General features: G+C 61.1%; 23 protein-coding genes. 10 read left to right on the top strand and 13 right to left on the bottom strand.

Annotated features, from left to right (window positions below):
- Positions 1-328: 328 nt before the first annotated feature.
- The 4 genes from PSEUDOMOFG3G_RS03590 to purT all read left to right on the top strand — a co-directional run bounded on the left by PSEUDOMOFG3G_RS03590 (position 329) and on the right by purT (position 3,564).
- Positions 329-907 carry a PadR family transcriptional regulator gene (locus PSEUDOMOFG3G_RS03590; protein WP_139049225.1) on the top strand — a complete coding sequence of 193 codons (579 nt, stop codon included), beginning with the start codon at positions 329-331 and terminating at the stop codon, positions 905-907.
- Positions 904-1,689: a siderophore-interacting protein gene (locus PSEUDOMOFG3G_RS03585; protein WP_139049224.1), complete on the top strand. Its 786-nt coding sequence runs from the start codon at positions 904-906 to the stop codon at positions 1,687-1,689. Before PSEUDOMOFG3G_RS03590 ends, PSEUDOMOFG3G_RS03585 begins: the two co-directional genes overlap by 4 nt.
- 123 nt (positions 1,690-1,812) lie before the next feature.
- A complete protein-coding gene (locus tag PSEUDOMOFG3G_RS03580; protein ID WP_047228899.1) occupies positions 1,813-2,280 on the top strand; it encodes a preQ0 transporter in 468 nt (155 codons plus the stop codon).
- Positions 2,281-2,382: 102 nt separating this feature from the next.
- Positions 2,383-3,564, top strand: coding sequence for a formate-dependent phosphoribosylglycinamide formyltransferase (gene purT, locus PSEUDOMOFG3G_RS03575; RefSeq protein WP_047228898.1), 1,182 nt, complete (start codon positions 2,383-2,385; stop codon positions 3,562-3,564).
- A gap of 321 nt (positions 3,565-3,885) precedes the next feature.
- Here the strand turns inward: purT and PSEUDOMOFG3G_RS03570 are convergent, their stop codons facing one another.
- Together PSEUDOMOFG3G_RS03570 and PSEUDOMOFG3G_RS03565 are read right to left on the bottom strand one after the other, a co-directional pair.
- Positions 3,886-6,300, bottom strand: coding sequence for a glucose/quinate/shikimate family membrane-bound PQQ-dependent dehydrogenase (locus PSEUDOMOFG3G_RS03570; protein WP_139049223.1), 2,415 nt, complete (start codon positions 6,298-6,300; stop codon positions 3,886-3,888).
- A 218-nt stretch (positions 6,301-6,518) separates the two neighbouring features.
- Positions 6,519-7,901, bottom strand: coding sequence for a carbohydrate porin (locus PSEUDOMOFG3G_RS03565; RefSeq protein ID WP_139049222.1), 1,383 nt, complete (start codon positions 7,899-7,901; stop codon positions 6,519-6,521).
- A gap of 269 nt (positions 7,902-8,170) precedes the next feature.
- Here PSEUDOMOFG3G_RS03565 and PSEUDOMOFG3G_RS03560 point away from each other — a divergent pair, with 269 nt between their 5' ends.
- Both PSEUDOMOFG3G_RS03560 and PSEUDOMOFG3G_RS03555 read left to right on the top strand, forming a co-directional pair.
- The gene (locus PSEUDOMOFG3G_RS03560) at positions 8,171-8,401 is read left to right on the top strand and encodes a VF530 family DNA-binding protein (protein ID WP_047228895.1); all 231 of its coding nucleotides are present in this window, start codon (positions 8,171-8,173) and stop codon (positions 8,399-8,401) included.
- Between the two features lie 3 nt (positions 8,402-8,404).
- Positions 8,405-9,052, top strand: coding sequence for a Pr6Pr family membrane protein (locus tag PSEUDOMOFG3G_RS03555; RefSeq protein WP_047228894.1), 648 nt, complete (start codon positions 8,405-8,407; stop codon positions 9,050-9,052).
- Between the two features lie 161 nt (positions 9,053-9,213).
- Here the strand turns inward: PSEUDOMOFG3G_RS03555 and PSEUDOMOFG3G_RS03550 are convergent, their stop codons facing one another.
- Genes PSEUDOMOFG3G_RS03550 through PSEUDOMOFG3G_RS03540 form a run of 3 tightly spaced genes read right to left on the bottom strand, consistent with a single transcriptional unit; the run spans position 9,214 to position 10,560 of the window.
- Complete coding sequence (locus PSEUDOMOFG3G_RS03550; RefSeq protein WP_047228893.1) at positions 9,214-9,423, bottom strand: DUF1289 domain-containing protein; 210 nt, start codon at positions 9,421-9,423, stop codon at positions 9,214-9,216.
- Complete coding sequence (locus PSEUDOMOFG3G_RS03545) at positions 9,420-9,944, bottom strand: gamma carbonic anhydrase family protein (protein WP_092456398.1); 525 nt, start codon at positions 9,942-9,944, stop codon at positions 9,420-9,422. The genes PSEUDOMOFG3G_RS03550 and PSEUDOMOFG3G_RS03545 overlap by 4 nt, the downstream gene beginning before the upstream one ends.
- A 16-nt stretch (positions 9,945-9,960) precedes the next feature.
- Complete coding sequence (locus PSEUDOMOFG3G_RS03540; RefSeq protein ID WP_047228891.1) at positions 9,961-10,560, bottom strand: CoA pyrophosphatase; 600 nt, start codon at positions 10,558-10,560, stop codon at positions 9,961-9,963.
- A 146-nt stretch (positions 10,561-10,706) separates the two neighbouring features.
- Between PSEUDOMOFG3G_RS03540 and PSEUDOMOFG3G_RS03535 the strand changes: the two genes are divergently transcribed.
- The 3 genes from PSEUDOMOFG3G_RS03535 to PSEUDOMOFG3G_RS03525 all read left to right on the top strand — a co-directional run bounded on the left by PSEUDOMOFG3G_RS03535 (position 10,707) and on the right by PSEUDOMOFG3G_RS03525 (position 12,683).
- On the top strand, positions 10,707-11,258 hold the full coding sequence (locus PSEUDOMOFG3G_RS03535) for an NUDIX hydrolase (RefSeq protein WP_047228890.1): 552 nt from the start codon (positions 10,707-10,709) through the stop codon (positions 11,256-11,258).
- A 41-nt stretch (positions 11,259-11,299) separates the two neighbouring features.
- On the top strand, positions 11,300-11,806 hold the full coding sequence (locus PSEUDOMOFG3G_RS03530) for a murein L,D-transpeptidase family protein (protein ID WP_092456392.1): 507 nt from the start codon (positions 11,300-11,302) through the stop codon (positions 11,804-11,806).
- Between the two features lie 607 nt (positions 11,807-12,413).
- A complete protein-coding gene (locus tag PSEUDOMOFG3G_RS03525) occupies positions 12,414-12,683 on the top strand; it encodes a hypothetical protein (RefSeq protein ID WP_139049221.1) in 270 nt (89 codons plus the stop codon).
- Positions 12,684-12,903: 220 nt separating this feature from the next.
- On the opposite strand, the gene PSEUDOMOFG3G_RS03520 is transcribed toward PSEUDOMOFG3G_RS03525, so the two are convergent.
- The 3 genes from PSEUDOMOFG3G_RS03520 to purL form a co-directional block, all read right to left on the bottom strand.
- Positions 12,904-13,263, bottom strand: a complete 360-nt coding sequence (locus PSEUDOMOFG3G_RS03520; protein WP_139049220.1) for a DUF6124 family protein — start codon at positions 13,261-13,263, stop codon at positions 12,904-12,906.
- Positions 13,264-13,662: 399 nt separating this feature from the next.
- Positions 13,663-13,974, bottom strand: a complete 312-nt coding sequence (locus PSEUDOMOFG3G_RS03515; RefSeq protein WP_139049219.1) for a YqfO family protein — start codon at positions 13,972-13,974, stop codon at positions 13,663-13,665.
- Positions 13,975-13,978: 4 nt separating this feature from the next.
- Positions 13,979-17,875: a phosphoribosylformylglycinamidine synthase gene (purL, locus tag PSEUDOMOFG3G_RS03510; RefSeq protein WP_139049218.1), complete on the bottom strand. Its 3,897-nt coding sequence runs from the start codon at positions 17,873-17,875 to the stop codon at positions 13,979-13,981.
- A gap of 287 nt (positions 17,876-18,162) precedes the next feature.
- Between purL and mltF the strand changes: the two genes are divergently transcribed.
- The gene (mltF, locus tag PSEUDOMOFG3G_RS03505; protein ID WP_139049217.1) at positions 18,163-19,623 is read left to right on the top strand and encodes a membrane-bound lytic murein transglycosylase MltF; all 1,461 of its coding nucleotides are present in this window, start codon (positions 18,163-18,165) and stop codon (positions 19,621-19,623) included.
- Between the two features lie 131 nt (positions 19,624-19,754).
- Here mltF and pdxJ read toward each other — a convergent pair whose 3' ends face one another.
- The 5 genes from pdxJ to lepB all read right to left on the bottom strand — a co-directional run bounded on the left by pdxJ (position 19,755) and on the right by lepB (position 24,034).
- Positions 19,755-20,540: a pyridoxine 5'-phosphate synthase gene (gene pdxJ / locus PSEUDOMOFG3G_RS03500; RefSeq protein WP_218575751.1), complete on the bottom strand. Its 786-nt coding sequence runs from the start codon at positions 20,538-20,540 to the stop codon at positions 19,755-19,757.
- Between the two features lie 9 nt (positions 20,541-20,549).
- Positions 20,550-21,239, bottom strand: a complete 690-nt coding sequence (recO, locus tag PSEUDOMOFG3G_RS03495) for a DNA repair protein RecO (protein ID WP_047228884.1) — start codon at positions 21,237-21,239, stop codon at positions 20,550-20,552.
- Between the two features lie 171 nt (positions 21,240-21,410).
- Positions 21,411-22,313 carry a GTPase Era gene (gene era / locus PSEUDOMOFG3G_RS03490; protein WP_139049216.1) on the bottom strand — a complete coding sequence of 301 codons (903 nt, stop codon included), beginning with the start codon at positions 22,311-22,313 and terminating at the stop codon, positions 21,411-21,413.
- A complete protein-coding gene (gene rnc / locus PSEUDOMOFG3G_RS03485; RefSeq protein WP_047228882.1) occupies positions 22,306-22,995 on the bottom strand; it encodes a ribonuclease III in 690 nt (229 codons plus the stop codon). Before rnc ends, era begins: the two co-directional genes overlap by 8 nt.
- 184 nt (positions 22,996-23,179) lie before the next feature.
- Positions 23,180-24,034, bottom strand: coding sequence for a signal peptidase I (gene lepB, locus PSEUDOMOFG3G_RS03480; RefSeq protein WP_047228881.1), 855 nt, complete (start codon positions 24,032-24,034; stop codon positions 23,180-23,182).
- Positions 24,035-24,039: the final 5 nt, after the last annotated feature.

Here is a 24,039-nt window from a genome sequence, read left to right as displayed (position 1 = left end):
AAAAATAAGCAGGCCTATTCCCAAAGGCACGTAGCCAAACCGCCATGCGCAATAACGAAAAATACGCTGTTTTATATAAAACCGAAGTTTGGATGTAAGAAACAACCCACACCTGCAAGCCACACCCTGGATTTAACACTGCGAATGCAGACAGTGGCCTACTTTGCCGCCCGTACAGGCAAGGGATTCGGGTAAGGTCTTATCTTTTTCAAACAATTGGAACCCAACTTCGATATATCTTAGTTCCAAGATATATCGAGGGTCAAAGATATATCTACGGATAAAGATATATCTCAGTTCTATCTTATGCAGAACGGAGAGCAGGCATATGACAGTCCCCCCTTCCCATCCCAGCCGAAAACACGATGAACACGATGGTTTCGAACGTCGACCCGCAGGCCGTGAGCGTGGTAGCCGGGGCCCCCGGGTCTTCGCCTCCGGTGACCTGAAATTGCTGTTGCTCGCGCTGATTGGCGAGCAGCCCTGCCACGGCTACGACTTGATCCGCCGGATCGAAAACATGTTCGACGGCGCCTATAGCCCCAGCCCCGGCGTGATTTATCCGACGCTGACCTTCCTGGAAATGGGCGTTTTGATCGCCGGCAACGCCGAAGGTGGAAAAAAACGCTACAGCGTGACCGACGCCGGACGTCTATTCCTTGAAGACCAGGCCCCGGCGTTGAATGAGGTACGCATGCGCATTGAAGCGAGCAAGCGCTCCCTGCGCGGCCAAGACCGCCCCCCGGAAATCCACGAAGCGGTGTATAACCTGCGCAATGCGCTGCACAAACACCATGGCCGGTGGAGCCCGGAAGAAACCCTGCGGATTCGCGACCTGCTCAACAACACCGCCAAAGCCATTATCGACGGTCCCGACCGTCCACCTGTTTCGGAGCCCAGCCAATGACTGAAGTCGATCAAAACACCATTCACCGTGTCAGCCACGAGATCAAGCGCCGCCGCCTGCAGGTGTTGCGAGTGCAGGACCTGACCCCGCGCATGCGCCGCATCACCCTGGGCGGGCCGGAACTGGCCGGGTTCACCAGCCTCGGCAGCGACGATCACGTAAAACTGCTGTTCCCACAGAACGCCGAGGAACACGCAGCCCTGGAAAACTTCGCCCCCGGCGCTGGCAAGGATCAGGGCCCGATGCCGCAAATGCGCGACTACACCCCGCGCCGTTATGACCTGCAGACGCTGGAGCTGGACATCGACTTTGTGCTGCATGGCGATGGGCCTGCCGCGACCTGGGCGACCCAGGCGACGCCCGGGCAATACCTCAACATCGCCGGGCCAAGGGGCTCGATGATTGTCCCGGACATCTTCGACCACTACCTGCTGATCGGCGACGAAACCGCCCTGCCCGCCATCGCCCGTCGCCTGGAAAACCTGGCGGCCAACCGGCGTGCGCTGGTGGTGGTGGAAGTGGAAAACGGCGCCGAGCAGCAAATCCTTCACAGCCCCGCGCAAGTACACGTGATTTGGGTGCTGCGCGAAGGCCGCCAGAACAATCTGCTGACCACCGTGCAGCACCTGGAAATGCCCGGCGGCAAGCTGTACGCCTGGGTCGCCACCGAGAGCAAGGTGTCGCGACAGATTCGCAAGGTGTTGTTGGAGGAGAAAGGGTTGGATCAGGATTTTGTGAAGGCGGTGGGGTATTGGAAGGCGGATGACAGCGAGGAAAATTGAGGGACTAGCGGTGGCTGAAGTACCCTCCACCATTGACTGAACACAACCCCTGTGGCGAGGGAGCTTGCTCCCTCGCCACAGGGGCTATCGCACTTTATCCGTCACCACCAGGTACCCCGATCCATGCTTTTCCTGATCGCCTATATCAGCAGCGTCGTGCTGATCAACTTCGCGTTTTCCGCCGCGCCGCACCTGGACATCATCTGGTCGGCCTGGGGCGGGCTGGTGTTTGTCCTGCGCGACATGGTGCAAACTCGATTCGGCCACGGCGCCATCGTGGCGATGCTGGTGGCGCTGGTGTTGTCCTACGTCACCTCCGACCCGACCATTGCCCTGGCCAGCGCCACGGCGTTCGCGGTATCCGAATGCATTGACTGGCTGGTGTTCTCCATCACCAAGCGTCCGCTGCATGACCGGTTGTGGATCAGTTCGGCCCTGAGCATTCCCCTGGACACCTTCATTTTCTTCGGCATGATCGATGCCCTGACACCGGCTGTGGTGATCACCGCGCTGGTCTCGAAATTCGCCGGGGTCACGGCAGTGTGGCTGATCATGGCCTGGCGTTTGCGCAAACAGGCCGTCACCGGCTGAAGCCAAAACCTGCGGTTCATGTAAAATGCCGCGCTTTCTCCCCATGGGAAGCTCGCCCGGCGCGCGACCCTCGATGCTCCGCTCCTGTTTGAGGACCTTCAGATGACCCGTATCGGAACTCCATTGTCGCCCACCGCGACCCGCGTTTTGTTGTGTGGCAGCGGTGAACTGGGCAAGGAAGTGGTAATCGAACTGCAGCGCCTGGGCGTTGAAGTGATTGCCGTGGATCGCTACGCCAACGCGCCGGCCATGCAAGTGGCCCATCGCAGCCATGTGATCAACATGCTCGATGGCGCCGCCCTGCGCGCGGTGATCGAGGCCGAGAAGCCGCACTTCATCGTGCCGGAAATCGAAGCCATCGCCACCGCCACGCTGGTGGAACTGGAAGCTGAAGGCTTCACCGTGATCCCCACCGCCCGCGCCGCGCAACTGACCATGAACCGCGAAGGCATCCGGCGCCTGGCCGCCGAAGAGTTGGGTCTGCCGACCTCGCCGTACTTCTTCGCCGACACCGTGGAAGACTACCGCAAGGCCGTTGAAACCCTGGGCTTCCCGTGCGTGGTAAAGCCGGTGATGAGTTCTTCGGGCAAGGGCCAGAGCCTGCTGCGCAGTGCCGATGACGTGCAGAAAGCCTGGGACTACGCCCAGGAAGGCGGCCGTGCCGGCAAGGGCCGGGTGATCATCGAGGGCTTCATCGATTTCGACTATGAAATCACCCTGCTTACCGTACGCCATGTTGGCGGCACCACCTTCTGCGCACCGGTCGGTCACCGCCAGGAAAAAGGCGACTATCAGGAATCCTGGCAGCCCCAGGCCATGAGCCCGGTGGCCCTGGCTGAATCCGAGCGCGTGGCTAAAGCCGTGACCGAAGCCTTGGGTGGTCGCGGCCTGTTTGGCGTCGAGCTGTTCATCAAGGGTGACCAGGTGTGGTTCAGCGAAGTCTCGCCGCGCCCACACGACACCGGCCTGGTGACGCTGATTTCCCAAGACCTGTCGCAGTTCGCCCTGCACGCCCGCGCCATCCTCGGCCTGCCGATCCCGCTGATCCGCCAGTTCGGCCCATCGGCCTCGGCGGTGATCCTGGTGGAAGGCCAGTCGACCCAGACCGCTTTCGCCAACCTCGGCGCAGCCCTGGCCGAACCGGACACCGCCCTGCGCCTGTTCGGTAAACCGGAAGTCAACGGCCAGCGCCGCCTGGGCGTGGCCCTGGCGCGAGACGAGTCCATCGACGCCGCCCGCGCCAAGGCGACCCGGGCTTCCCAAGCCGTCAAGATCGAGTTGTAAGCAGTATCGCTTGCCTCATGGTGATCTGTGGGAGCAAGGCTTGCCCGCGATGAACGATAACGCGGTCCAACTGAAGACCAGGGCGCCAGCATCGCGAGCAAGCTATGCTCCCACAGCTAACTTGGGATGACATTGGGCTAAAGAAAAAGGCGACACCCGCAAAGGTGTCGCCTTTTTCATGAGCGCCGGTTTACCCCAGATCGTTCCCATGCTCAGCGTGGGAACGCCGCCAGGGACGCTCCGCGTTCCGCTTCTGAAACGGTGACGCAGAGCGTCGGAGGATGCATTCCCACGCAGGAGCGTGGGAACGATCACTCCCGCTTAATCCGGCAGTTTATAGGCGATCACATAGTCACCCTGCTTGGTACCCAGGGAACCATGGCCACCCGCGACGACCAGCACGTATTGCTTTCCGTCCTTGCCGGTGTAGGTCATCGGCGTGGTCTGGGCACCCGCTGGCAGGCGGCCTTCCCACAGTTGCTTGCCGTTTTTCACGTCATAGGCACGCAGGTACTGGTCGAGGGTACCGCTCAGGAACGCCAGGCCACTGGCGGTGGTGAAGGCGCCGCCCAGGCTCGGTACGCCCATGCTCAGCGGGATCGGTACCGGCGAGCTGTCACGCACGGTGCCGTTCTTGTGCATCCACAGAGTTTTGTTGTTGGTCAGGTCAACGGCCGCCACATAACCCCAGGCCGGTGCCTGGCAAGGCAGGCCCATTGGCGAAAGCAGCGCTTCGAGGATCACGCCATACGGCGCGCCTTTGTTCGGCTGCACGCCTTCGGTCTCGCTCTTGCGCCCCGGACCGCCGGCCACTTCGGCCGCAGGAACCAGTTTCGACTTGAACGCCATGTAGCTCGGATTGACGAAAGCGATCTGGCGTACCGGATCAACCGAAATACCGCCCCAGTCAAACACACCGAAGTTACCTGGGTAGACGATCGAGCCTTGCAGCGACGGCGGCGTGAACATGCCTTCGTAGCGCAGCGACTTGAAGTCGATCCGGCACAGCATCTGGTCGAACGGGGTCACGCCCCACATGTCGCGTTCCTGGAGGACCGGCGGCACGAAGTTCAGGTCGGACATCGGCTGGGTCGGCGAGGTGTAGTCACCCTCTACCGCGCCTTGCGGCACCGGGATCTCCTTGATCGGCACGATCGGCTGACCATTGCTGCGGTCCAGCACGTAGATGCTGCCCTGCTTGGTCGATGCCAGTACCGCCGGCTTCACGCCATCGGCGGTTTTCAAGTCCATTAGCGTCGGTTGCCCGCCTACGTCCATGTCCCACAGGTCGTGGTGGGTGAACTGGAAGTACCAGCGCACCTTGCCGGTGGCGATATCCAGCGCGGTCAGGCCGGCGGCGTATTTCTCCGATTCTGGTGTACGGAAACCACCGAACTGGTCGGGCGTCTGGTTACCCATCGGCAGGTAGAGCATGCCGAGTTTTTCATCGACGCTGAACATGGACCACATGTTCGGCGAGTTACGGGTGTAGGTCTGGCCTTCGGCAATCGGCGTGGTGTCGTCCGGGTTGCCGCTGTCCCAGTTCCACACCAGCTCGCCGGTGTGCACGTCATAGGCGCGGATGACCCCGCTTGGCTCGTCGGTGGAGACGTTATCGGTGACGTGGCCACCGATCACCACCAGGTTCTGGGTCACGGCCGGTGGCGACGTGGAGTAGTAACCGCCGGCCGTGAAACCGCCAATGTTGGCGGTCAGGTCGACCTGGCCCTTGTCACCGAAGTCTTCACACATCTTGCCGGTGTCGGCGTTCAGCGCGATCAGGCGCGTGTCGGCGGTCGGCAGGAAGATCCGGCGTGGGCACACGGTGCTGGCCGGCGTGGTGCTGGCCACGCCGGTCGGGCTTTGCTCGGCCGAGGCGTACACCGCGTCATCGTGATAGGTCACGCCGCGGCAGGTCATGTGGGCCCAGCCCTTGAAGTTTTCCGCTTTCTGCGTGGAAAGCTTCGGATCGAACCGCCAGATTTCCTTGCCGGTTTCAGGCTCCAGAGCAATCACCTGGCTGTGGGGCGTGCACACGTAGAGCATGCCGTTGACCTTCAGCGGTGTGTTTTCCGCCGTGGTCTCACCCGGGTCGTTCGGCCCTGGCAGGTCGCCAGTGCGATAGGTCCAGGCCGGTTCCAGCTTGCTGACGTTCTCGGGGGTGATCTGCGCCAGGGGCGAATAACGGTCACCATGGGCACTGCGGCCATAGGAGTTCCAATCCCCGTCCGGCATCGCCGGGGCGGTGTTGGTCATGCCAGGCACGCTGTCGCGGTCCAGTTGGCCCTCGATTTCACCCGGATTGGTGAACTGGCTGGCGAGCGCGGTGATGCCGGCAATGACCACGGCGGCGCCCAAAGCACGGGTGCCCATGGGCGAAGCGTCGGGGGTCAACAGTGGACGGCGGAACCACGGCAGCAACATGACGATGCCCAAGGCAAACAGCATTGCCAGGCGCGGCACCAGTTGCCACCAGTCCAGGCCCACTTCCCACAGCGCCCACACCGTGCTGGCGAACAGCACCAGCGCGTACAGGCCCAGGGCCGCACGCCGGGCCATGATCAGCAGCACGCCGGTCAGCGCCAGGCCGATACCGGCCAGCAGGTAATACAGCGAGCCGCCAAGCGTGCTCAGCTTGATTCCCCCCGCCAACAGGGCCAGGCCCATCAATAGAAGCAGAATGCCGAGCAGGCTCGGTAGCAGACGGCTTCGACTCATAGCACCCTCAGTGCTCATAGTGTGATTCTCCGTGAGGTTTTAAGGAGTCCCGCGCAAGTAGTCACTGTAGATGACGATCTTGAGGGGGCATGGTTCAGTTGAAAGAGGTAATTGGGTTGAAGCGGTTGCTGTGGGAGCGAGCCTGCTCGCGATGGCGGCGTGACAGTCGACTTCAATGTTGGATGTGAAATCGCTACCGCGAGCAGGCTCGCTCCCACAAGGGTCTTGTGCACTGACTAGAACGACGACTGAATCTTGATCCCGCCAATCAGCGCGTCATCGACCTTGTCCACGCCACCTGGATGGCGGATGTACTGCAGGTTCGGGCGCACGGTCAGCCAGTTCGTCACGTGTACGCCGTAATACAACTCGGCGCTGTACTCGGTGTCCTGAGGCGGCAAAAAGGCCGGGTTGTCGTAACCCTGGACGGCGCGGGCCTGGTTGGTGGCCTCGGCGTTCTTGCGGTAAGCCGGGTTGACGTGAACCCGAGCCAGGGCAAAACCGATGTCATCCCTGGCGCGGGCGTCGAACAGCCCCTTGTAGACGAGACCGGCCTGGACATAGTGGTCGATGGCGTTGGTTTTCTTGTCGTGCATCGTGGCGTTGGCGAACACACTCAGGCCACGGGAATGATCACTGGCGACACTGGTCAGTTGCTGTTGCGCCCCCAACCACACGCCATGCTTGCTCGACGCGCTGCGATACGCCTCGCCGCTCAGGGCGGCCGGCTGGCCGTTGCGATCCTTGTAGGCGTCGGTGGCATTGGCACTGCTGTAGTAATAACCGGCGCGGTATTCGCCCGGCAGGCCATTGAACTTGGGCGACCACACCAGCTCCACCGGCACTACGGCGCCCTGGGTGCCGCTGCCGCTGAGCTTGAAGCCGTTACCGGTTTCCAGGTTCGAGGGGTTTTGTTCATAAGCCCCGATCTGCGCATACAGCTCAGGTGTGAGGTGATACTTGACCCGCAGCGCCCACTGGCTGACCGGCCAGTTGTACCAGATGCCGCCCACCCAGTTGCCCACTTGCGAGCCGCAGAACGCCAGGTTCTGGAAGTCGCAGGGGAAGCTGTTGAAATCCTCGCCCTCACCGAAACGACCGGCCTTGATATCGAGCCGGTCATCGAAAAATGCCTGCTGATACCACATCTGCGTCAACCGCCAGGTCTGGCCACGGCCCCAGACTTCCTGGGCGGAAGTGAAACCGCCAACGCGCGGGTCGTTGATCCGGTCATTGCTGATGTTATTGCCGCTGCGCTCGGTGACCGTCAGTTGAAACTCGGCGGCGTGCCAACCGAGGATTTTCTGCAGGTCCAGGTGCGTGCCGAAGGCGAACTGGTCGCTGTAGCGAGCGGTGCGGTCATGGTCGTAGCCGCCGTGCAGGTTGCTGCCCATTTCGCCGGTGTAATCGAACTTGAAGTCGTAGCCTTTTTTCGCGAGTTCGCTTCGCGTGCCGTTCCAGTCACCCAGCATCCAGGGTGAGTCGCTGTCGAACGCGGGAGCGGCCTGAGCGCCGATGGCAATGCCCAAGACGCCGAGACCGGCCATCAGGTGAAGGGTGTTTCTGGCGGCAATACAGTGCCGGACAGCGCTGTCTTGCAGAGTCTGAACATCGAACATAAAGAAGGAATTCTTGATCTTTTTAGGGGAATCGCTGAACGCCGGGGGCTTTGGCACGGCAGAAGAAGCGTTTCAGCAGGCGGCGCAAGGATAATGTCCTGTTACAAATAGAGAAAGGCCTTTTACTGACATGAATCATTTCGGATTCGGTAACAGTAGGCGTTGCGCAAAGCCGCGAAACAAACAGGCAGCGTTTCAGTGATACTTCCACCACGCGGGCACCTCGGCTAAGGTGCGCGGCTTTACACCTCTTTGCGCGAAGGCCTCCCATGACCGAATCCAACAACAACCCGCTGCACGGCGTGACGCTGGAGCAGATTCTCAACGCCCTGGTGCAGCACTACGAATGGTCGGGTCTGGCCGAGCGCATCGACATTCGTTGCTTCAAGAGCGACCCGAGCATCAAGTCCAGCCTGACCTTTTTGCGCAAGACGCCGTGGGCGCGGGAGAAAGTCGAGCGGCTGTACATCAAGCTGATGCGCACCAAACGACCGGTCTGAGCCGTGGACATTCAGATCCGTCGGCGCCCCGCGCTGCGACAATGTTTCGTGTCAGTGGCGGCCCTGTTGGGCTGGGCGGGGTTGAGCATCCAGTTGTACCTGATCCTGCTCGGTCGCTGGGAACTGGGCGCGAGCTTGCTCGGCGGCCTGGTGAACTTTCTCAGTTTCTTCACCGTGCTGACCAACACCCTGGTGGCCGTGGTGCTGACCTGGGAACTGATCCAGCGAGAATCGCCGGCCCGGCGCTGGTTCTTGCAGCCGGGGGTCAGCAGCGGCATTACCGTGAGCATTACCTTGGTCGGCCTGGCCTACAACCTGCTGCTGCGACATCTGTGGCAACCCGAAGGCTGGCAGTTCGTGGCCGACGAATTGCTGCACGACGTCATGCCGTTGCTGTTCATGACCTACTGGTGGTTCTGCGTGCCCAAGGGCACCTTGCGCATGAAGCACATCGGGCTGTGGATGATTTATCCGGTGGTGTACTTCGCGTGGCTCCTGCTGCGGGGGGAATTACTGGCGGCGTACCCCTACCCTTTCATTGACGTGGCGAACCTGGGTTATCCACAGGTGCTCATCAATGCCGCAGGGATATTGGCGGGGTTTGTCGCGATTGCGCTGGGGGTGGTGGGTTTGGATCGGTGGCGTCGCTGAAATAAAGACTTTGAGGAAAAATATCTGTGGAAGCCAAACCTGTGGGAGCAAGGCTTGCCCGCGATGAACGATCACGCGGTCCACCTGACGACCTGGGTGCCTGCATCGCGAGCAAGCTTTGCTCCCACAGGTATGTGCTCCTACAGAGTCTTGTGTGGGCGTCAGCGCCTCACCGGCAACATCCACACCAACCCACTGGCCTTGGCCCTTTCATGACACAACGCCAGAACACTGCGTCGCTCATCGTTGTCCATCCGGCTCCAACGGGTGATTTCCGCCACGGTGCGCTGGCAGCCGGTGCAGATGTCGTCATCGTCCAGGGCGCAGATGTTCACGCAGGGCGACGGAACCGGGCGTTCTGGCGGGTTCATTGCTCTTGCTCGGCCAAGTCGCGGGCGTAGCGCTGCGCGTTGTGAACATAGTGCGCCGCGCTGGCCTCGAGCATCTTCTTCTGCGCTTCGGTCAATTCCCGCACAACCTTGCCGGGTGAGCCCATCACCAGCGAACCGTCAGGAATCTCCTTGCCTTCGCCGATCAGCGAGTTGGCGCCGATGATGCAGTTCTTGCCGATCTTCGCGCCGTTGAGGATCACCGCATTGATGCCGATAAGGCTGTAGTCCCCCACCGTGCAACCGTGAAGCATGGCGTTATGGCCGATGGTCACGCCGGTGCCGATGGTCAGCGGAAAGCCCATGTCGGTGTGCATCACGGTGCCGTCCTGCACGTTGCTGTTTTTGCCGATCAGGATCAGTTCGTTATCGCCACGCAGCACCGCGTTGAACCAGACATTGGCGCCTTCTTCGAGGCGAACCTTGCCCACCAATGTGGCGTTGGGGGCGACCCAGCTCTGTGGGTGGGTTTCGACACGGGCATCACCCAGGCGGTATTTCATGAGGTTCCTCGGGGCTTCAGGTATTGATGAAAGTCTTGGGCGGGGTGTGCAGGTCGATGCCGGCGTCGAACATCAGGTTCACCAGCTCGACCACCATGATCGCCGTCAGGCCCCAGATCTTGTACTCGCCAAAACGATAGCTGGGCACATACCAACTGCAGCCCTGGTAGTCGATGCGGTGAGTGTGCTCGCGCGGATCCTTGCGAAAGAACTCCAGCGGTACGCTGAACACCGCGGCGATCTCGGCATCGTTGGCCTGGTATTCGACGTAATCGGGAATCACCCCCACGTAGGGCGTGACCTTGATGCCGTGCAGCGAGATCAAGGGACTGAGGGGGCCGATCACTTCCACCAGGCCGGGGGGCAGGCCGATTTCTTCTTCGGCTTCGCGCAAGGCGGTGAAAATCAGGTCCGGGTCTTCCGGGTCGCGACGCCCACCGGGAAATGCCACTTCGCCGCCATGGGTCGAAAGCCCGCTGGCGCGCAGGGTCAGGACCAGTTCCGGCTCGTCACTGCGGGTAATGGGCACCAGCACCGCCGCTTCAGGGAAACGTCGGTCAGTCTCCAGATCACGTGGGGTATGGTTGCTTACTCGATGCAGTAGCTCGTCCAGCATGAGACTTCTCGATTTATTCGCTACCTTGCATCATGCACCAATCAGGCAAGCCGCCCAACCCCCGCACTGCGACGTGTCGCGAAACGACAACTTGCCGACAGCCGCCCGCAGACGCCAAGATAGGCGCAGCATTCAGGAACCCAAGCATGAAATTCTGCAGCCAGTGCGGTAACCCGGTAACCCAGCGTATCCCCGAAGGCGACTCGCGCTTGCGCTTTGTCTGCGATACCTGCCACACCATCCACTACCAGAACCCCAATATCGTGGCCGGTTGCGTGCCGACCTGGGGCAGCAAAGTGCTGCTGTGCCGACGTGCCATCGAGCCACGGCGCGGTTACTGGACATTGCCGGCAGGTTTCATGGAGAACGGCGAAACCGTCGAGCAGGCCGCCGTGCGCGAGACCGCCGAAGAAGCCTGCGCCCGCGTGCGCAACCTGAGCATTTATACGCTGATCGATGTTCCGCATATCAGCCAGGTGCATGTATTCTTCCGCGCCGAGCTGGTGGACGAAGATTTCGCCGCCGGGCCCGAGAGCCTGGAAGTGAAACTGTTCGACGAAGCGGACATTCCCTGGGACGAGCTGGCTTTCCGCACGGTGGGCCGTACCCTAGAATACTTCTATGCTGACCGGCGAACCGAGGACTACCCGGTGCGATCCGAATCGATCCCGCCGCTGGCCCAGCCTGCCAATACCTAAAAATCCATAATAGCCGCGACACCTCTAGGGATATCGTTTCAATGCGCTGGTTGCTTGTCCTGTTCTGCTTGTCGTTCGCTGCGGTGTCCCAGGCTTCTGCGGTGGGAACCTACAACGGCAAGACCATCGAAAAAGTGCTGGTGCTCAAGTCCGCCCATCAATTGCAATTGATCAACGACGGCAAACCACTGAAGACCTATCGCATTTCATTGGGCAAGGGCGCCAAAAAAGGCCCCAAGCTCATAGAGGGCGACAAGCGCACGCCTGAAGGTTTCTATTGGCTGGACTGGCGCAAGACCAGTGATCGCTTCTACCTGTCGATGCACATTTCCTACCCCAACATCAGCGACGCCGCCCGCGCCCGCCGCGAAGGCGTGGAGCCGGGGGGCATGATCATGATCCACGGCACCCCTGATTCCGAAGAAAACCCTGAGCAGTTGTTCCACACCCTGGACTGGACCGATGGCTGCATTGCTATGCGCAATGTGGACATGCGCGAGGTGTGGAACCTGGTGCCGGATGGCACCATGATCGAGATCCGTCCATAACTCCACGCCCTTACTGCAAGAAGCCTTTGTGGCGAGGGAGCTTGCTCCCGCTGGGCTGCTCAGCAGCCCCAAAGCAGTCAACTCAATTTGCCTGACACACCGAATTGTCAGGTCTTGAGACTATGTCCCTCCCACTTCTTGTTACAAGTCCCCGGAAGCGCAACGCAACCGCCTCACCCACCTTGATCTATCCTCAGGACTGATGCGGTGGGTCGAGGCTCTGCCCAGCAGGTCGCCCCCGCAGAATTCAAAGTGAGACGTGTCACGTCGAAGCGTAGGCAGTCATGACGTATGTGATTCGACAGGGCTTCACCGTTCCAGATGAGACATCAAATCATGACAACTCATAACGGTTTTACCCGGGCGACAGCTGTCGTCGCGGTAGCGTGCGCGTGTGTGTGGCAGCCCAGCCACGATGCATGGGGCGCCGGAACACCGGCAGATGGCAAAGAGGAGCCGTGGTATACCGCCTGGCTTCAGGTCACGGCGGATCCGAGCGGTCCAGGGCGCGGATGCGCTTGCCAATGGGTTACGGGCCTGGAACTCTTTGCCAGCGAATTTGAGAGCGGTGAGGTGGCCGGAGTCTCCCCGGGCCCAATCGGTCATTGTGGCATTTCGCGACTATAGCGAAGCCAAGCTCTGGGCAACCCAGGAAGCAGAAAACGGCGGTTGGGTGTATGAAGTCAGGCCTAATGTCACGGCGGTGGATTTGTCGGTACGTAGCGCTGGTTCCCGTGAAGGTGCCTTCGCATTCATCGGCGGTATCAAGGGAGGCCTGTTGATGAATGCACGCCGCTTCGAGAAAGGCGTGAGTGAACCGGTCGAGTGCATTGGCATCGAGAAAGAAGCTTGCCGGCTCGAAAACATCCACCAGTAGTTTTCAAACCCATGCCATCTACCCGACAGGGTGGCTGATGCTGTCACTTGAGGCTTGCTCGCTACAGGTTCAGTGCTCTGCCGGGATTGTTGTATTCATCTTTCGATTTATCGCGAGCAGGCTCGCTCCCACAGTGGATTTGTGGTGTTCACAACTTGTGGTCGACACCCGTCCCTTGTGGGAGCGAGCCTGCTCGCGATGAGGCCGGCACTTACTTGCATCAGGTCCGAAGCTCTACCCGATCCAAAGCCTTGTTCGCCAACAACGTCCCTAATTCAATTATCTGCGCCACTCCCAACAACATGTGCCGCCGCGAGCCTTCCAGATCGAAGGCAAGGTCGCTGAGAATGGCATTGGCTGAAGCAAGGGTTTCGCTGAGGTTGGCTAGCAGGGCTTCGGTATCGACGTTGTCCGAGACGGTGAACAACTGCGTCGAGGGTTGGGGTTCTGGTTCGCTGTCGTCGGGCTTGAGGTAGTGGTCCATCGCACGGTCGGCGGCTTCTTTCAGCTTGTCGGGGGCGTAGTCGCCGTAGGGGAAGGTGGATGCGGGTTTTGGAGGGTTGGGGGTTTCTTTGATCATGTGCAGCTCCTTGTGTTGATGGAGCCACCACCATTTCGCGGTCAAACAAAAAAGTGGCAGCTGTACGCGGGTTGACCGACCGATTCACAAGGAAACCGGCACGTCCGAAGACGTCCCGCGCACAGCCGCCGCGACACGATACCTCAGACGAAAGAAAAACGCCTGAAATAGGTCCTGGTGCGCTGGTGCGTCTTGTGAGTTCGGACGGTCAAATCCGGTCGCTGAATTGGCAGCGACACCCAAAGGCTAGAGCCCTCGCTTCCGAGGGACAACCTTAAAAACATGTCGGAAACTTCGGCGCGTCTGACAGACCAGGATCCTTGTGGCGAGGGGATTTATCGTGGGCAATAAAAAACCCGCTGATCTAATCAGCGGGTTTTTCATTCGAGCGGGGGAAGGTCAAAAATCCTCCAACCGCCACACTTCATAAGCCGGTGTCTCATAGGGATGGCTCTGCTTCAACGCCGCCACCGCCGCACGAATCAACTCATCGGCCACGACAAGCTCCACTTTCCATTCCTCGACCTGCTCGACCTGCCCCGCTTCGCCAATGAACGGCTGGCTGCCGTCCAAGGGGCGGAACTGGCCCAGGCCCAGCACTTCCCAGGCGCAGTGATCATAGGCGCCGATCCGTCCGCCACCGGCGGCGAATACGGCGCTTTTGACCACGTCCAGGTGGCTGGCCGGGACGAAGAAGCAGAGCTTGTACACCGTCTTAGTTCACCCAGACGCGGGCGTTGCGGAACATGCGCATCCATGGTGCGTCTTCGTTCCAGTCGTCCGAACGCCACGAGTTCTGCACCGCGCGGAACACACGTTCCGGGTGCGGCATCATGATCGTGACGCGGCCGTCGCGGCTGGTCAGGCCGGTGATCCCGCGCGGCGAACCGTTCGGGTTGGCCGGGTAGGTTTCGGTGACCTTGCCGTGGTTGTCGACGAACCGCAGCGACACGCAACCGGACAAATCGGCTTCGAGCAGGGCTTCTTCGCTTTCGAATTCCGCATGGCCTTCGCCGTGGGCGATGGCGATCGGCATGCGCGAACCGGCCATGCCCTGCAGGAAGATCGAGTTGGATTCCTGGACCTGGACCATCGCCACGCGCGCTTCGAACTGCTCGGAACGGTTACGCACGAAGTGCGGCCAGAACTCGCTGCCCGGGATCAACTCGTGCAGGTTGGACATCATCTGGCAACCGTTGCACACGCCGAGGGTGAAGCTGTCGGTGCGTTCGAAGAAGCCCTGGAACGCGTCGCGGGCGCGGCTGTTGAACAGTGCCGACTTGGCCCAGCCTTCACCGGCACCCAGCACGTCGCCGTAGGAGAAACCGCCACAGGCGACCATGCCCTTGAAGTCGTTCAGGTCGACACGGCCGGCCAGGATGTCGCTCATGTGCACGTCGATCGCGTTGAAACCGGCGCGGTCGAACGCAGCCGCCATTTCCACCTGACCGTTGACGCCCTGCTCACGCAGCACCGCCACTTGTGGGCGAATGCCTTTCTTGATGTAAGGCGCGGCCACGTTTTCGTTGACGTCGTAGCTGAGCTTGGCGCTCAGGCCCGGGTTGTCTTCTTCCAGCAGCGCGTCGAATTCCTGCTCGGCGCAGTCGGCATTGTCGCGCAGGCGCTGGATCTGGTAGCTGGTTTCCGCCCACTGGCGCTGCAACAGACGGCGCTGGCCTTCGAAGACGGTGTCGCCGTTGAAGGTGATGTTGATGTGGGCGTTGTTGATCGGCTGGCCGATCACCGAGACGCAGTCGGCCAGGCCAGCTGCGCTGAACTGGGCAAGGATGTCCGGGGTGGCGTCCTGGCGAACCTGGATCACCGCGCCCAGTTCCTCGTTGAACAGGATGGCCGGGATTTCAGCCGTAGACTCGGCAACGCTGTCGAGGGTCAGGCTCAGGCCGCAATGGCCGGCGAAAGCCATTTCCACCACGGTGGTCAGCAAACCACCGTCGGAACGGTCGTGGTAGGCCAGCAGATGACCGTCGGCGTTGAGGCCCTGGATGACCGCGAAGAACGCCTTCAGGTCTTCGGCATCGTCGACGTCCGGCGCTTGCGAGCCGAGCTTGCCGTGCACCTGGGCGAGGATCGAGGCGCCCATGCGGTTCTGGCCACGGCCCAGGTCGATCAGGATCAGGTCGGTGGTGCCCTTGTCCATGCGCAGTTGCGGGGTCAGGGTTTGGCGGATGTCGGTGACCGGGGCGAAACCGGTGACGATCAGCGACAGCGGCGAGGTGACGCTCTTGTCCACGCCTTCGTCGTTCCAGCGCGTGGCCATGGACATGGAGTCCTTGCCCACCGGAATGGTGATGCCCAGCTCCGGGCACAGCTCCATGCCGACAGCCTTGACGGTGTCGTACAGGCGGGCGTCTTCACCCGGGTGACCGGCGGCGGACATCCAGTTGGCCGACAGTTTGATGTCGGAGATCTTGCCGATGCGCGAGGCCGCGATGTTGGTCAGGGTCTCGCCAATCGCCATGCGGCCCGACGCCGGAGCGTCCAGCAACGCCAACGGCGTGCGCTCACCCATGGCCATGGCTTCGCCGGTGTAGACGTCGAAGCTGGTGGCGGTCACGGCAACGTCGGCCACCGGCACCTGCCACGGGCCGACCATTTGATCACGGGCCACAAGGCCGGTGATGGTGCGGTCGCCGATGGTGATCAGGAAACTTTTGCTCGCCACGGCCGGGTGGTGCAGGACGCGTTCGATGGAATCGGCAACGTCGAGCGTCGACGGGTCGAAATCATCGCCCAGCTCGGCTTCGCGAACGGCCGAACGGTGCATGCGCGGAGCCTTGCCCAGCAGCACTTCCAGCGGCATGTCCACCGGGCTGTTGCCGAAGTGGCTGTCGGTGACGGTCAGTTGCGGCTCGGCAGTGGCTTCGCCGACCACGGCGAACGGGCAGCGCTCGCGTTCGCAAATGGCCTGGAAACGCTCGAAGTCGGCCGGGCCGACCGCCAGGACGTAACGTTCCTGGGATTCGTTGCTCCAGATTTCGTGCGGGGCCATGCCCGGCTCGTCGTTCGGAATGTTGCGCAGTTCGAAGCGGCCACCACGGCCACCGTCGTTGACCAGTTCCGGGAAGGCGTTGGACAGGCCGCCCGCGCCGACGTCGTGGATAAAGCTGATGGGGTTGTGTTCACCCAACTGCCAGCAACGGTCGATGACTTCCTGGCAACGGCGTTCCATTTCCGGGTTTTCCCGCTGGACCGAGGCGAAGTCCAGGTCCGCCGAGCTGGTGCCGGTGGCCATGGAGGAAGCGGCGCCGCCGCCCAGGCCGATCAGCATGGCCGGCCCACCGAGGACGATCAGCTTGGAACCGACCAGGATCTCGCCTTTCTGCACGTGTTCGGCGCGGATGTTGCCCATGCCGCCGGCGAGCATGATCGGCTTGTGGTAGCCGCGCACTTCTTCACCGCGAGGGGTGGTGATGGATTGCTCGAAGGTACGGAAGTAACCGGTCAGGGCCGGACGGCCGAATTCGTTGTTGAACGCCGCGCCCCCAAGAGGACCTTCGATCATGATGTCCAGGGCGTTGACGATGCGCTCGGGCTTGCCGTACGGCTTTTCCCACGGCTGTTCAAAGCCCGGGATCTGCAGGTTCGATACGGTGAAGCCGGTCAGGCCAGCCTTGGGCTTGGCACCGCGACCGGTGGCGCCTTCGTCGCGGATCTCGCCACCGGAACCGGTGGACGCACCCGGGAACGGGGCGATGGCGGTCGGGTGGTTGTGAGTCTCGACCTTCATCAGGATGTGCACCGGCTCCTGGACCGCACCGTACTGGCGGGTCTCAGGGTTCGGGTAGAAACGCCCGGCGACGTTGCCGACGATCACCGCGGCGTTGTCCTTGTAGGCCGAGAGCACACCTTCGTTGTGCATCTGATAGGTGTTCTTGATCATGCCGAACAGGCTTTTTTCCTGGCTCTGGCCATCAATGTCCCAACTGGCGTTGAAGATCTTGTGCCGGCAGTGCTCGGAGTTGGCCTGGGCGAACATCATCAGTTCGATGTCGTGGGGGTTGCGCTTCAAGCCCTGGAAGGCGTTGACCAGGTAATCGATCTCGTCTTCGGCCAGGGCCAGGCCCAGTTCGGCGTTGGCTTTTTCCAGTGCGGCACGGCCACCGCCCAGCACATCGATGGCGGTCAGCGGTTTTGGCTCGGCATGGCTGAACAGGCCCGCGGCCTGCTCCAGGTTGCCCAGGACGATCTGGGTCATGCGGTCATGCAGGCCCTCGGCGATCAGTTGGGCCTCGGCCTCGCTGAACTCACCGGCAACATAAAAGGCAATGCCGCGCTCCAGGCGCTGGATTTTCGCCAGGCCGCAGTTACGGGCGATGTCGCTGGCCTTGCTCGACCATGGCGAAATGGTGCCGAAACGTGGCAGCACCAGGAACAGACGACCGGTCGGCTCCTGGACAGGAACACTGGGACCGTACTTCAGAAGGCGCGCGAGCACCTGCTGTTCGTCGCCGGTCAAACCGCCGGTGACTTCGGCGAAGTGAGCGAATTCAGCATACAAGCCACTGACAGCCGGAACCTTCTGGCTCAGTTGCTCAAGGAGTTTGCTGTGGCGAAAGGCAGAAAGGGCAGGAGCGCCGCGCAGGATCAACATCTTCGGGACAGCCTCGGGAAGGGGGTGTGCTTTGAGGCCGTGCATTCTAGCCTAAACCGCTGGCGACGGCACCCGAAACGGCACGTACGATGCTGGCCGAATGTCGGTCTTTGCAGGAATGGCTCTTCCGGCCCCCGTTTGCACGGTCGTACCGAGATATTTTTCATCGGGGCAAAACACGGCGCCCCCCGGCCCGCCTGTGTTGCGGACACGTTTTGCAACCGCTAGCAGACTGGCCTTCTGCTGTCGAGATATGGCGGTCGGGGCCGTTTGCGTATACTGCGCAGATGTTTTCCCCAACGGCTTTGCGTCCGCGGTACGCCAAGTGGCTGATCGCAACCGGACTCTTCCTGGTGCTCAGTGGTTGTGTTGAGAAACCCAACACACTGGAGCGCGTGAAGGAGGATGGCGTGCTGCGGGTGGTTACCCGAAACAGCCCCGCCACCTACTTCCAGGATCGTAATGGTGAAACCGGCTTCGAATACGAGCTGGTGAAGCGTTTCGCCGACGATTTGGGGGTGGAGCTGAAAATCGAGACCGCCGACAACCTTGATGACCTTTTCACCCAGCTGGGCAAGCCCAACGGCCCGGTACTGGCTGCCGCCGGCCTGGTCAGCAGCGAAAAACGCAAGAGTCAGGTGCGATTTTCCCACTCCTACCTCGAAGTCACCCCACAAATCATCTACCGCAACGGCCAATCACGCCCCACCGACCCGGCCGCCCTGGCGGGCAAGAAGATCATGGTGCTTAAGGGCAGCACCCACGCCGAACAATTGGCGCAGTTGAAACAGAAATATCCCGGCATCGAATACGAAGAGTCCGACGCGGTAGAAGTCGTCGACCTGTTGCGCATGGTGGATGAAGGCCAGATCGACCTGACGCTGGTGGATTCCAACGAAGTGGCAATGAACCAGGTGTACTTCCCCAACGTGCGGGTCGCTTTCGACCTGGGCGATGCCAGCAACCAGAGCTGGGCCGTGGCCCCCGGCGAAGACAACAGCCTGCTCAACGAAATCAACGCCTACCTGGACAAGGTGCAGAAGAATGGCACCCTGCAACGCCTGAAGGATCGCTACTACGGGCACGTTGATGTCCTGGGTTATGTCGGCGCCTACACCTTCGCCCAGCATTTGCAGCAGCGTCTGCCCAAGTACGAGAAGCATTTCAAGAACTACGCCAAGGCCGAAAAAGTCGACTGGCGCCTGCTGGCGGCCATCGGCTACCAGGAATCACTGTGGCAGCCGACAGTCACGTCCAAGACTGGTGTGCGCGGCCTGATGATGCTGACCCAGAACACCGCCCAGGCCATGGGCGTGTCCAATCGCCTGGATCCCAAGCAGAGCATCATGGGAGGCGCCAAGTACCTGGCTTATATAAAGGGCCTGCTGGACGACAGCATCGAGGAGCCGGACCGCACCTGGTTCGCCCTCGCCGCCTACAACGTGGGTGGCGGTCACCTGGATGACGCTCGCAAACTGGCGGCCAAGGAAGGGTTGAACCCGAACAAGTGGCTGGATGTGAAGAAGATCCTGCCGCGCCTTTCCCAGAAGAAGTGGTACAGCAAAACCCGCTACGGCTACGCCCGGGGCGGTGAACCGGTGCATTTCGTGGCAAACATCCGCCGCTACTACGACATCCTGACCTGGGTCACACAGCCGCAGCTCGAAGGCGACCAGGTGGCCGAGGGCAACCTGCACGTGCCGGGCGTCGACAAGAGCAAGCCAAATCCGGAAACCCCGCCGCTCTGAATCCCCAATACACTGAGGCCCCCTTGTGGGAGCGAGCCTGCTCGCGATAGCGGTGTGTCAGTCGACATCAATGGTGAATGTCAGACCGCTATCGCGAGCAGGCTCGCTCCCACATGGGCCCTGCGTATGCATCAAACTTTGGCGGCTGCCAGGATCAGCGCTTTCATTTCAGCCACCGCCGACTTGAACCCGACAAACAATGCATGGGCCACCAGCGCATGGCCAATGTTCAGTTCGTTGATGCCCTTGATGGCCGCGACGGCCTCGACGTTGTGGTAATGCAAGCCATGGCCGGCATTCACAATCAGGCCCTGGGCCAGGCCGAAGGCAACGCCATCGGCTACCCGCTGCAGCTCTTCAGCCACCTCGGTGGGCGTTTGCGCATCGGCATAACGGCCAGTGTGCAGTTCGATGGCCGGGGCACCGACGCGCCTGGAGGCTTCGATCTGCCGCTCGTCGGCGTCGATGAACAGCGACACCTCTGCGCCGATCTTCGACAAACGCTCCACCGCCGCCCTGATCCGTGCTTCCTGCCCCGCTACGTCCAGGCCGCCTTCGGTGGTCAGCTCCTGACGTGTCTCGGGCACCAGGCAAATGTGCGCGGGGCGGATGCGTTCGGCAAACACCATCATTTCTTCGGTCACGCCCATTTCGAAATTCATGCGCGTTTGCAGCACGTCCTTGAGCAGCAGTACGTCGCGCTCCTGGATGTGACGGCGGTCTTCACGCAGGTGCACGGTGATGCCGTCGGCGCCTGCCTCTTCAGCATCCAGCGCGGCCTTGACCGGGTCCGGGTAGCGGGTACCACGGGCTTGGCGCAGGGTGGCGACATGGTCGATGTTCACGCCGAGAAGAATGCGATTGCTGGTGCTCACGAAAAGCGCTCCTGAGATGGACAGAGATTCGGCCCACAGCATACGGGTTGATCAAGGCTTGCGAAACAGCTCGCGACTGACCAGCGGCCGACCGCCCAAATGAACCGCCAGGGCCTGGCGCATCAGACGCTTGGCCGCCGAGAGCGCGCCCGGCGCACTCCAGTCGGCCTCGGCCATGGCCAGAAGTTCGGTGCCATTGAACAACCCGGGTTGCAGCAGGTAGACCTGTTCCAGGCCGGCATCCACCTGCAGCCGATACAGACCGTCCGCTGCGATGGGCTCGCCATGCAGATCGGTGTTCAGGGCAAAACCGTAGCCCAGATCGTCCAGTAGCCGCCACTCGAAGGAACGCAACAGCGGTTCCAGAGGGCGACCTTCGGCCAGGGCCAACAGTGTGGCGGCATAGTGATCGAACACTGCGGGATGGGGGTCTTCGGCGGGCAGCAGGCGGATCAGCAGCTCGTTGAGATAAAGGCCGCTGAACAACGCCTCGCCGTTAAGCCAGGCCGCAACACCGTTACTTTCCATGCGCCCGACGTTCTTCAACTCGCCCCGCCCCCGGAATTCCACTTCCAGCGGCACGAACGGCCGCGCCAGCGTTCCGGCCTTGCCACGCGCGCTCCGCAACACCGCCCGCAGTCGCCCCTGGGGCGTAAGAAAGTCCACCAAGGCGCTGCTTTCGCGGTAGGCGCGCGAATGCAGGACGTAGGCGGGTTGGGCGGTGGGTTGGGTTGGCGGCATGGGATCGCAGCTCTCAATGAGTAAACGCAGTATTACTGACAACCACAAACCACTGTGGGAGCGAGCCTGCTCGCGATGAGGGACTGATATTCAACAGGAATGTTGACTGACAGACCGCTATCGCGAGCAGGCTCGCTCCCACAATGGAAATTCATGCACTCAGGAAGAGCTTTACAGGTCGCCGTAACCCAACGACCGCAGCGCCCGCTCATCATCGGACCAACCACCCTTCACCTTGACCCACAGGTTGAGCATGATCTTGGAGTCGAACAACAGCTCCATGTCCTTGCGCGCTTCGGTGCCGATGCGCTTGATACGCTCGCCCTTGTCGCCAATGATGATTTTTTTCTGGCCGTCGCGTTCGACGAGGATCAGCGCATGGATGTGCAGGGTCTTGCCCTGCTGCTTGAACTCTTCGATTTCCACGGTGATCTGGTACGGCAGCTCTGCGCCCAATTGGCGCATGATTTTCTCGCGCACCAGTTCGGCGGCCAGGAAGCGGCTGCTGCGGTCGGTGATCTGGTCTTCGGGAAAGAAGTGATCGTTTTCCGGCAGGTGCTCGGCGATCACTCGCTCCAGCGCATCGAGATTGTGGCCGTGCTGGGCCGAAATGGGCATGATCTGGGCCTTGGGCAATTGCTCCTGCAACCAGCTCAGGTGCGGCATCAATTCGGCCTTGTCTTCGATGCGGTCGGTCTTGTTCAGCGCCACGATCAAGGGACCTGTCACGTACTGGACGCGTTCGAGAACCATCTGGTCTTCTTCGGTCCACTTGGTGCGATCAACCACGAAGATCACCACATCGACGTCTTTCAGCGCCGCCGAAGCAGTCTTGTTCATGTAGCGGTTCAGCGCTTTTTCGCCACCTTTGTGCATGCCGGGGGTATCAACGTAGATCGCCTGTACGGCGCCTTCGGTCTTGATACCCAGCATGTTGTGGCGGGTGGTCTGGGGCTTGCGCGAAGTGATCGCCAGCTTCTGGCCCAGGATGTGATTGAGCAGCGTGGACTTGCCCACGTTCGGCCGGCCGACAATGGCGACATAGCCGCAGCGGGTGACGGTTGTATCAGTCATTGCCATTCTCCACGCCCAGGGCAATCAGTGCTGCGGCGGCCGCTACCTGTTCGGCAATACGACGACTCACACCCTGACCCCGGCTTTTTTCATTCAATAAGACCACTTCGCATTCGACGAAGAAGGTTCGGCAATGCGGCTCGCCCTGGATATCCACCACTTCGTAACGCGGCAACTCGCAACTGCGCGATTGCAGGAATTCCTGCAAACGGGTTTTCGGGTCCTTGTTGGTATCCACCAGCGTCAGGCTGTCGATCTCGGAGGTCAGCCAGGCCAGCACGCGCTCGCGCGCCATTTCCATGCCGGCGTCCAGGTAGATCGCGCCAATCAGCGCTTCCAGGGCATCGGCCAGAATCGACTCACGACGGAAACCGCCGCTCTTCAATTCACCGGAGCCCAGGCGCAGGTACTCACCCAGGTCGAAACCGCGGGCCAGCACGGCCAGGGTCTCACCTTTGACCAGGCGCGCGCGCAAACGCGACAACTGGCCTTCCCGAGCCAGCGGGAAGCGTTCGAACAATGCCTCGCCAGCCACGAAGTTGAGGATGGCATCACCCAGAAATTCCAGGCGTTCGTTGTTGCGCCCGGCAAAACTGCGGTGAGTGAGAGCCAGAAGCATCAGCTCCTGATCCTTGAAAGTGTAGCCGAGCTGACGCTCGAGACGGCTTAGAGAAACGCTCACGGTTTACCCACGCTGAGTTCGTGGCTGGATTCCACCACCACGGCCGCGAAGCGCCGTTGGCTTGGGACAATTAACGCTGTGTTCAAAAATGACGTCCTGACTATCGTTGGCTTCATGCCTTCGGGCAACCTTGTGCAGGCTCCAGAAATGCATTCGGCGCTGTGTTCAACAGCGCCGTGTGTGATTACTTGATCAGGCCAACCCGCGAGAAATTCGGCAGGTGACTGAGTTTGGGTTCCGGCCAGCTCATCCAGACCGCAAAGGCCTTACCGACGATATTACGGTCGGGGACCATGCCCAGCATGTCCTTGGGAATGTTCGGATCATCCCAGTACCGGCTGTCGTTGGAGTTGTCGCGGTTGTCGCCCATCATGAAATAGTGCCCGGCCGGCACGGTCCACGAATGGTCCGGTGCGGCGCGGTAACGGCTCATTTCCTTGCGGATAAGGTGTTCGGCCTCGCCGAGCTTTTCCTGGTAGAGCTCGGCGCTGCCCAGTGTGCCCGGCTCGGAGCCGATCAACCGTTCGGCCACCAGTTCGCCGTTGACGAACAGGCGCTTGTCGGCGCTGTAGCGAATCTTGTCTCCCGGCAAGCCGACCACACGCTTGATGTAGTTGACGTTCGGATCGCTCGGAAAACGGAACACCATGACATCGCCGCGTTGCGGGTCACCGATTTCGATGACCTTCTTGTCGATCACCGGCAGGCGGATCCCGTAGGAGAACTTGTTCACCAGGATGAAGTCGCCCACATCCAGGGTCGGCTTCATTGAGCCGGACGGGATCTGGAACGGTTCCACCAGGAACGAGCGCAGCACCAGTACGATGAACAACACCGGAAAGAACGACTTGCCGTATTCGACCAGCAGCGGTTCCTTGTTGAGCTTTTCGACCACCACCCCATCAGGCTGGCTGACGCTGCCCTGATAGGAGGCGATGGCAGCCCGGCGCCGCGGCGCCAGGAACAACAGATCAAGCAACGCCAACAGGCCGCAGACGAACACGGCGATAACCAGCAACAGCGGGAAATTTAGCGACATAGGAC

The organism is Pseudomonas sp. FG-3G (genome assembly GCF_901007645.1).
GTDB classification, from domain to species: Bacteria; Pseudomonadota; Gammaproteobacteria; order Pseudomonadales; family Pseudomonadaceae; genus Aquipseudomonas; species Aquipseudomonas rhizophila.
Note: the sequence above shows the minus strand (reverse complement) of the source record. Positions and strands in the feature narration are given on the sequence as shown.

Excerpts from the sequence above, each read along its gene's own strand:
- PSEUDOMOFG3G_RS03590 (WP_139049225.1), top strand. The coding sequence starts at position 329 with ATGACAGTCCCCCCTTCCCATCCCAGCCGAAAACACGATGAACACGAT.
- PSEUDOMOFG3G_RS03585 (WP_139049224.1), top strand. The coding sequence starts at position 904 with ATGACTGAAGTCGATCAAAACACCATTCACCGTGTCAGCCACGAGATC.
- PSEUDOMOFG3G_RS03580 (WP_047228899.1), top strand. The coding sequence starts at position 1,813 with ATGCTTTTCCTGATCGCCTATATCAGCAGCGTCGTGCTGATCAACTTC.
- purT (WP_047228898.1), top strand. The coding sequence starts at position 2,383 with ATGACCCGTATCGGAACTCCATTGTCGCCCACCGCGACCCGCGTTTTG.
- PSEUDOMOFG3G_RS03570 (WP_139049223.1), bottom strand. The coding sequence starts at position 6,300 with ATGAGCACTGAGGGTGCTATGAGTCGAAGCCGTCTGCTACCGAGCCTG.
- PSEUDOMOFG3G_RS03565 (WP_139049222.1), bottom strand. The coding sequence starts at position 7,901 with ATGTTCGATGTTCAGACTCTGCAAGACAGCGCTGTCCGGCACTGTATT.
- PSEUDOMOFG3G_RS03560 (WP_047228895.1), top strand. The coding sequence starts at position 8,171 with ATGACCGAATCCAACAACAACCCGCTGCACGGCGTGACGCTGGAGCAG.
- PSEUDOMOFG3G_RS03550 (WP_047228893.1), bottom strand. The coding sequence starts at position 9,423 with ATGAACCCGCCAGAACGCCCGGTTCCGTCGCCCTGCGTGAACATCTGC.
- PSEUDOMOFG3G_RS03545 (WP_092456398.1), bottom strand. The coding sequence starts at position 9,944 with ATGAAATACCGCCTGGGTGATGCCCGTGTCGAAACCCACCCACAGAGC.
- PSEUDOMOFG3G_RS03540 (WP_047228891.1), bottom strand. The coding sequence starts at position 10,560 with ATGCTGGACGAGCTACTGCATCGAGTAAGCAACCATACCCCACGTGAT.
- PSEUDOMOFG3G_RS03535 (WP_047228890.1), top strand. The coding sequence starts at position 10,707 with ATGAAATTCTGCAGCCAGTGCGGTAACCCGGTAACCCAGCGTATCCCC.
- PSEUDOMOFG3G_RS03530 (WP_092456392.1), top strand. The coding sequence starts at position 11,300 with ATGCGCTGGTTGCTTGTCCTGTTCTGCTTGTCGTTCGCTGCGGTGTCC.
- PSEUDOMOFG3G_RS03520 (WP_139049220.1), bottom strand. The coding sequence starts at position 13,263 with ATGATCAAAGAAACCCCCAACCCTCCAAAACCCGCATCCACCTTCCCC.
- purL (WP_139049218.1), bottom strand. The coding sequence starts at position 17,875 with ATGTTGATCCTGCGCGGCGCTCCTGCCCTTTCTGCCTTTCGCCACAGC.
- mltF (WP_139049217.1), top strand. The coding sequence starts at position 18,163 with ATGTTTTCCCCAACGGCTTTGCGTCCGCGGTACGCCAAGTGGCTGATC.
- pdxJ (WP_218575751.1), bottom strand. The coding sequence starts at position 20,540 with ATGCTGTGGGCCGAATCTCTGTCCATCTCAGGAGCGCTTTTCGTGAGC.
- recO (WP_047228884.1), bottom strand. The coding sequence starts at position 21,239 with ATGCCGCCAACCCAACCCACCGCCCAACCCGCCTACGTCCTGCATTCG.
- era (WP_139049216.1), bottom strand. The coding sequence starts at position 22,313 with ATGACTGATACAACCGTCACCCGCTGCGGCTATGTCGCCATTGTCGGC.
- lepB (WP_047228881.1), bottom strand. The coding sequence starts at position 24,034 with ATGTCGCTAAATTTCCCGCTGTTGCTGGTTATCGCCGTGTTCGTCTGC.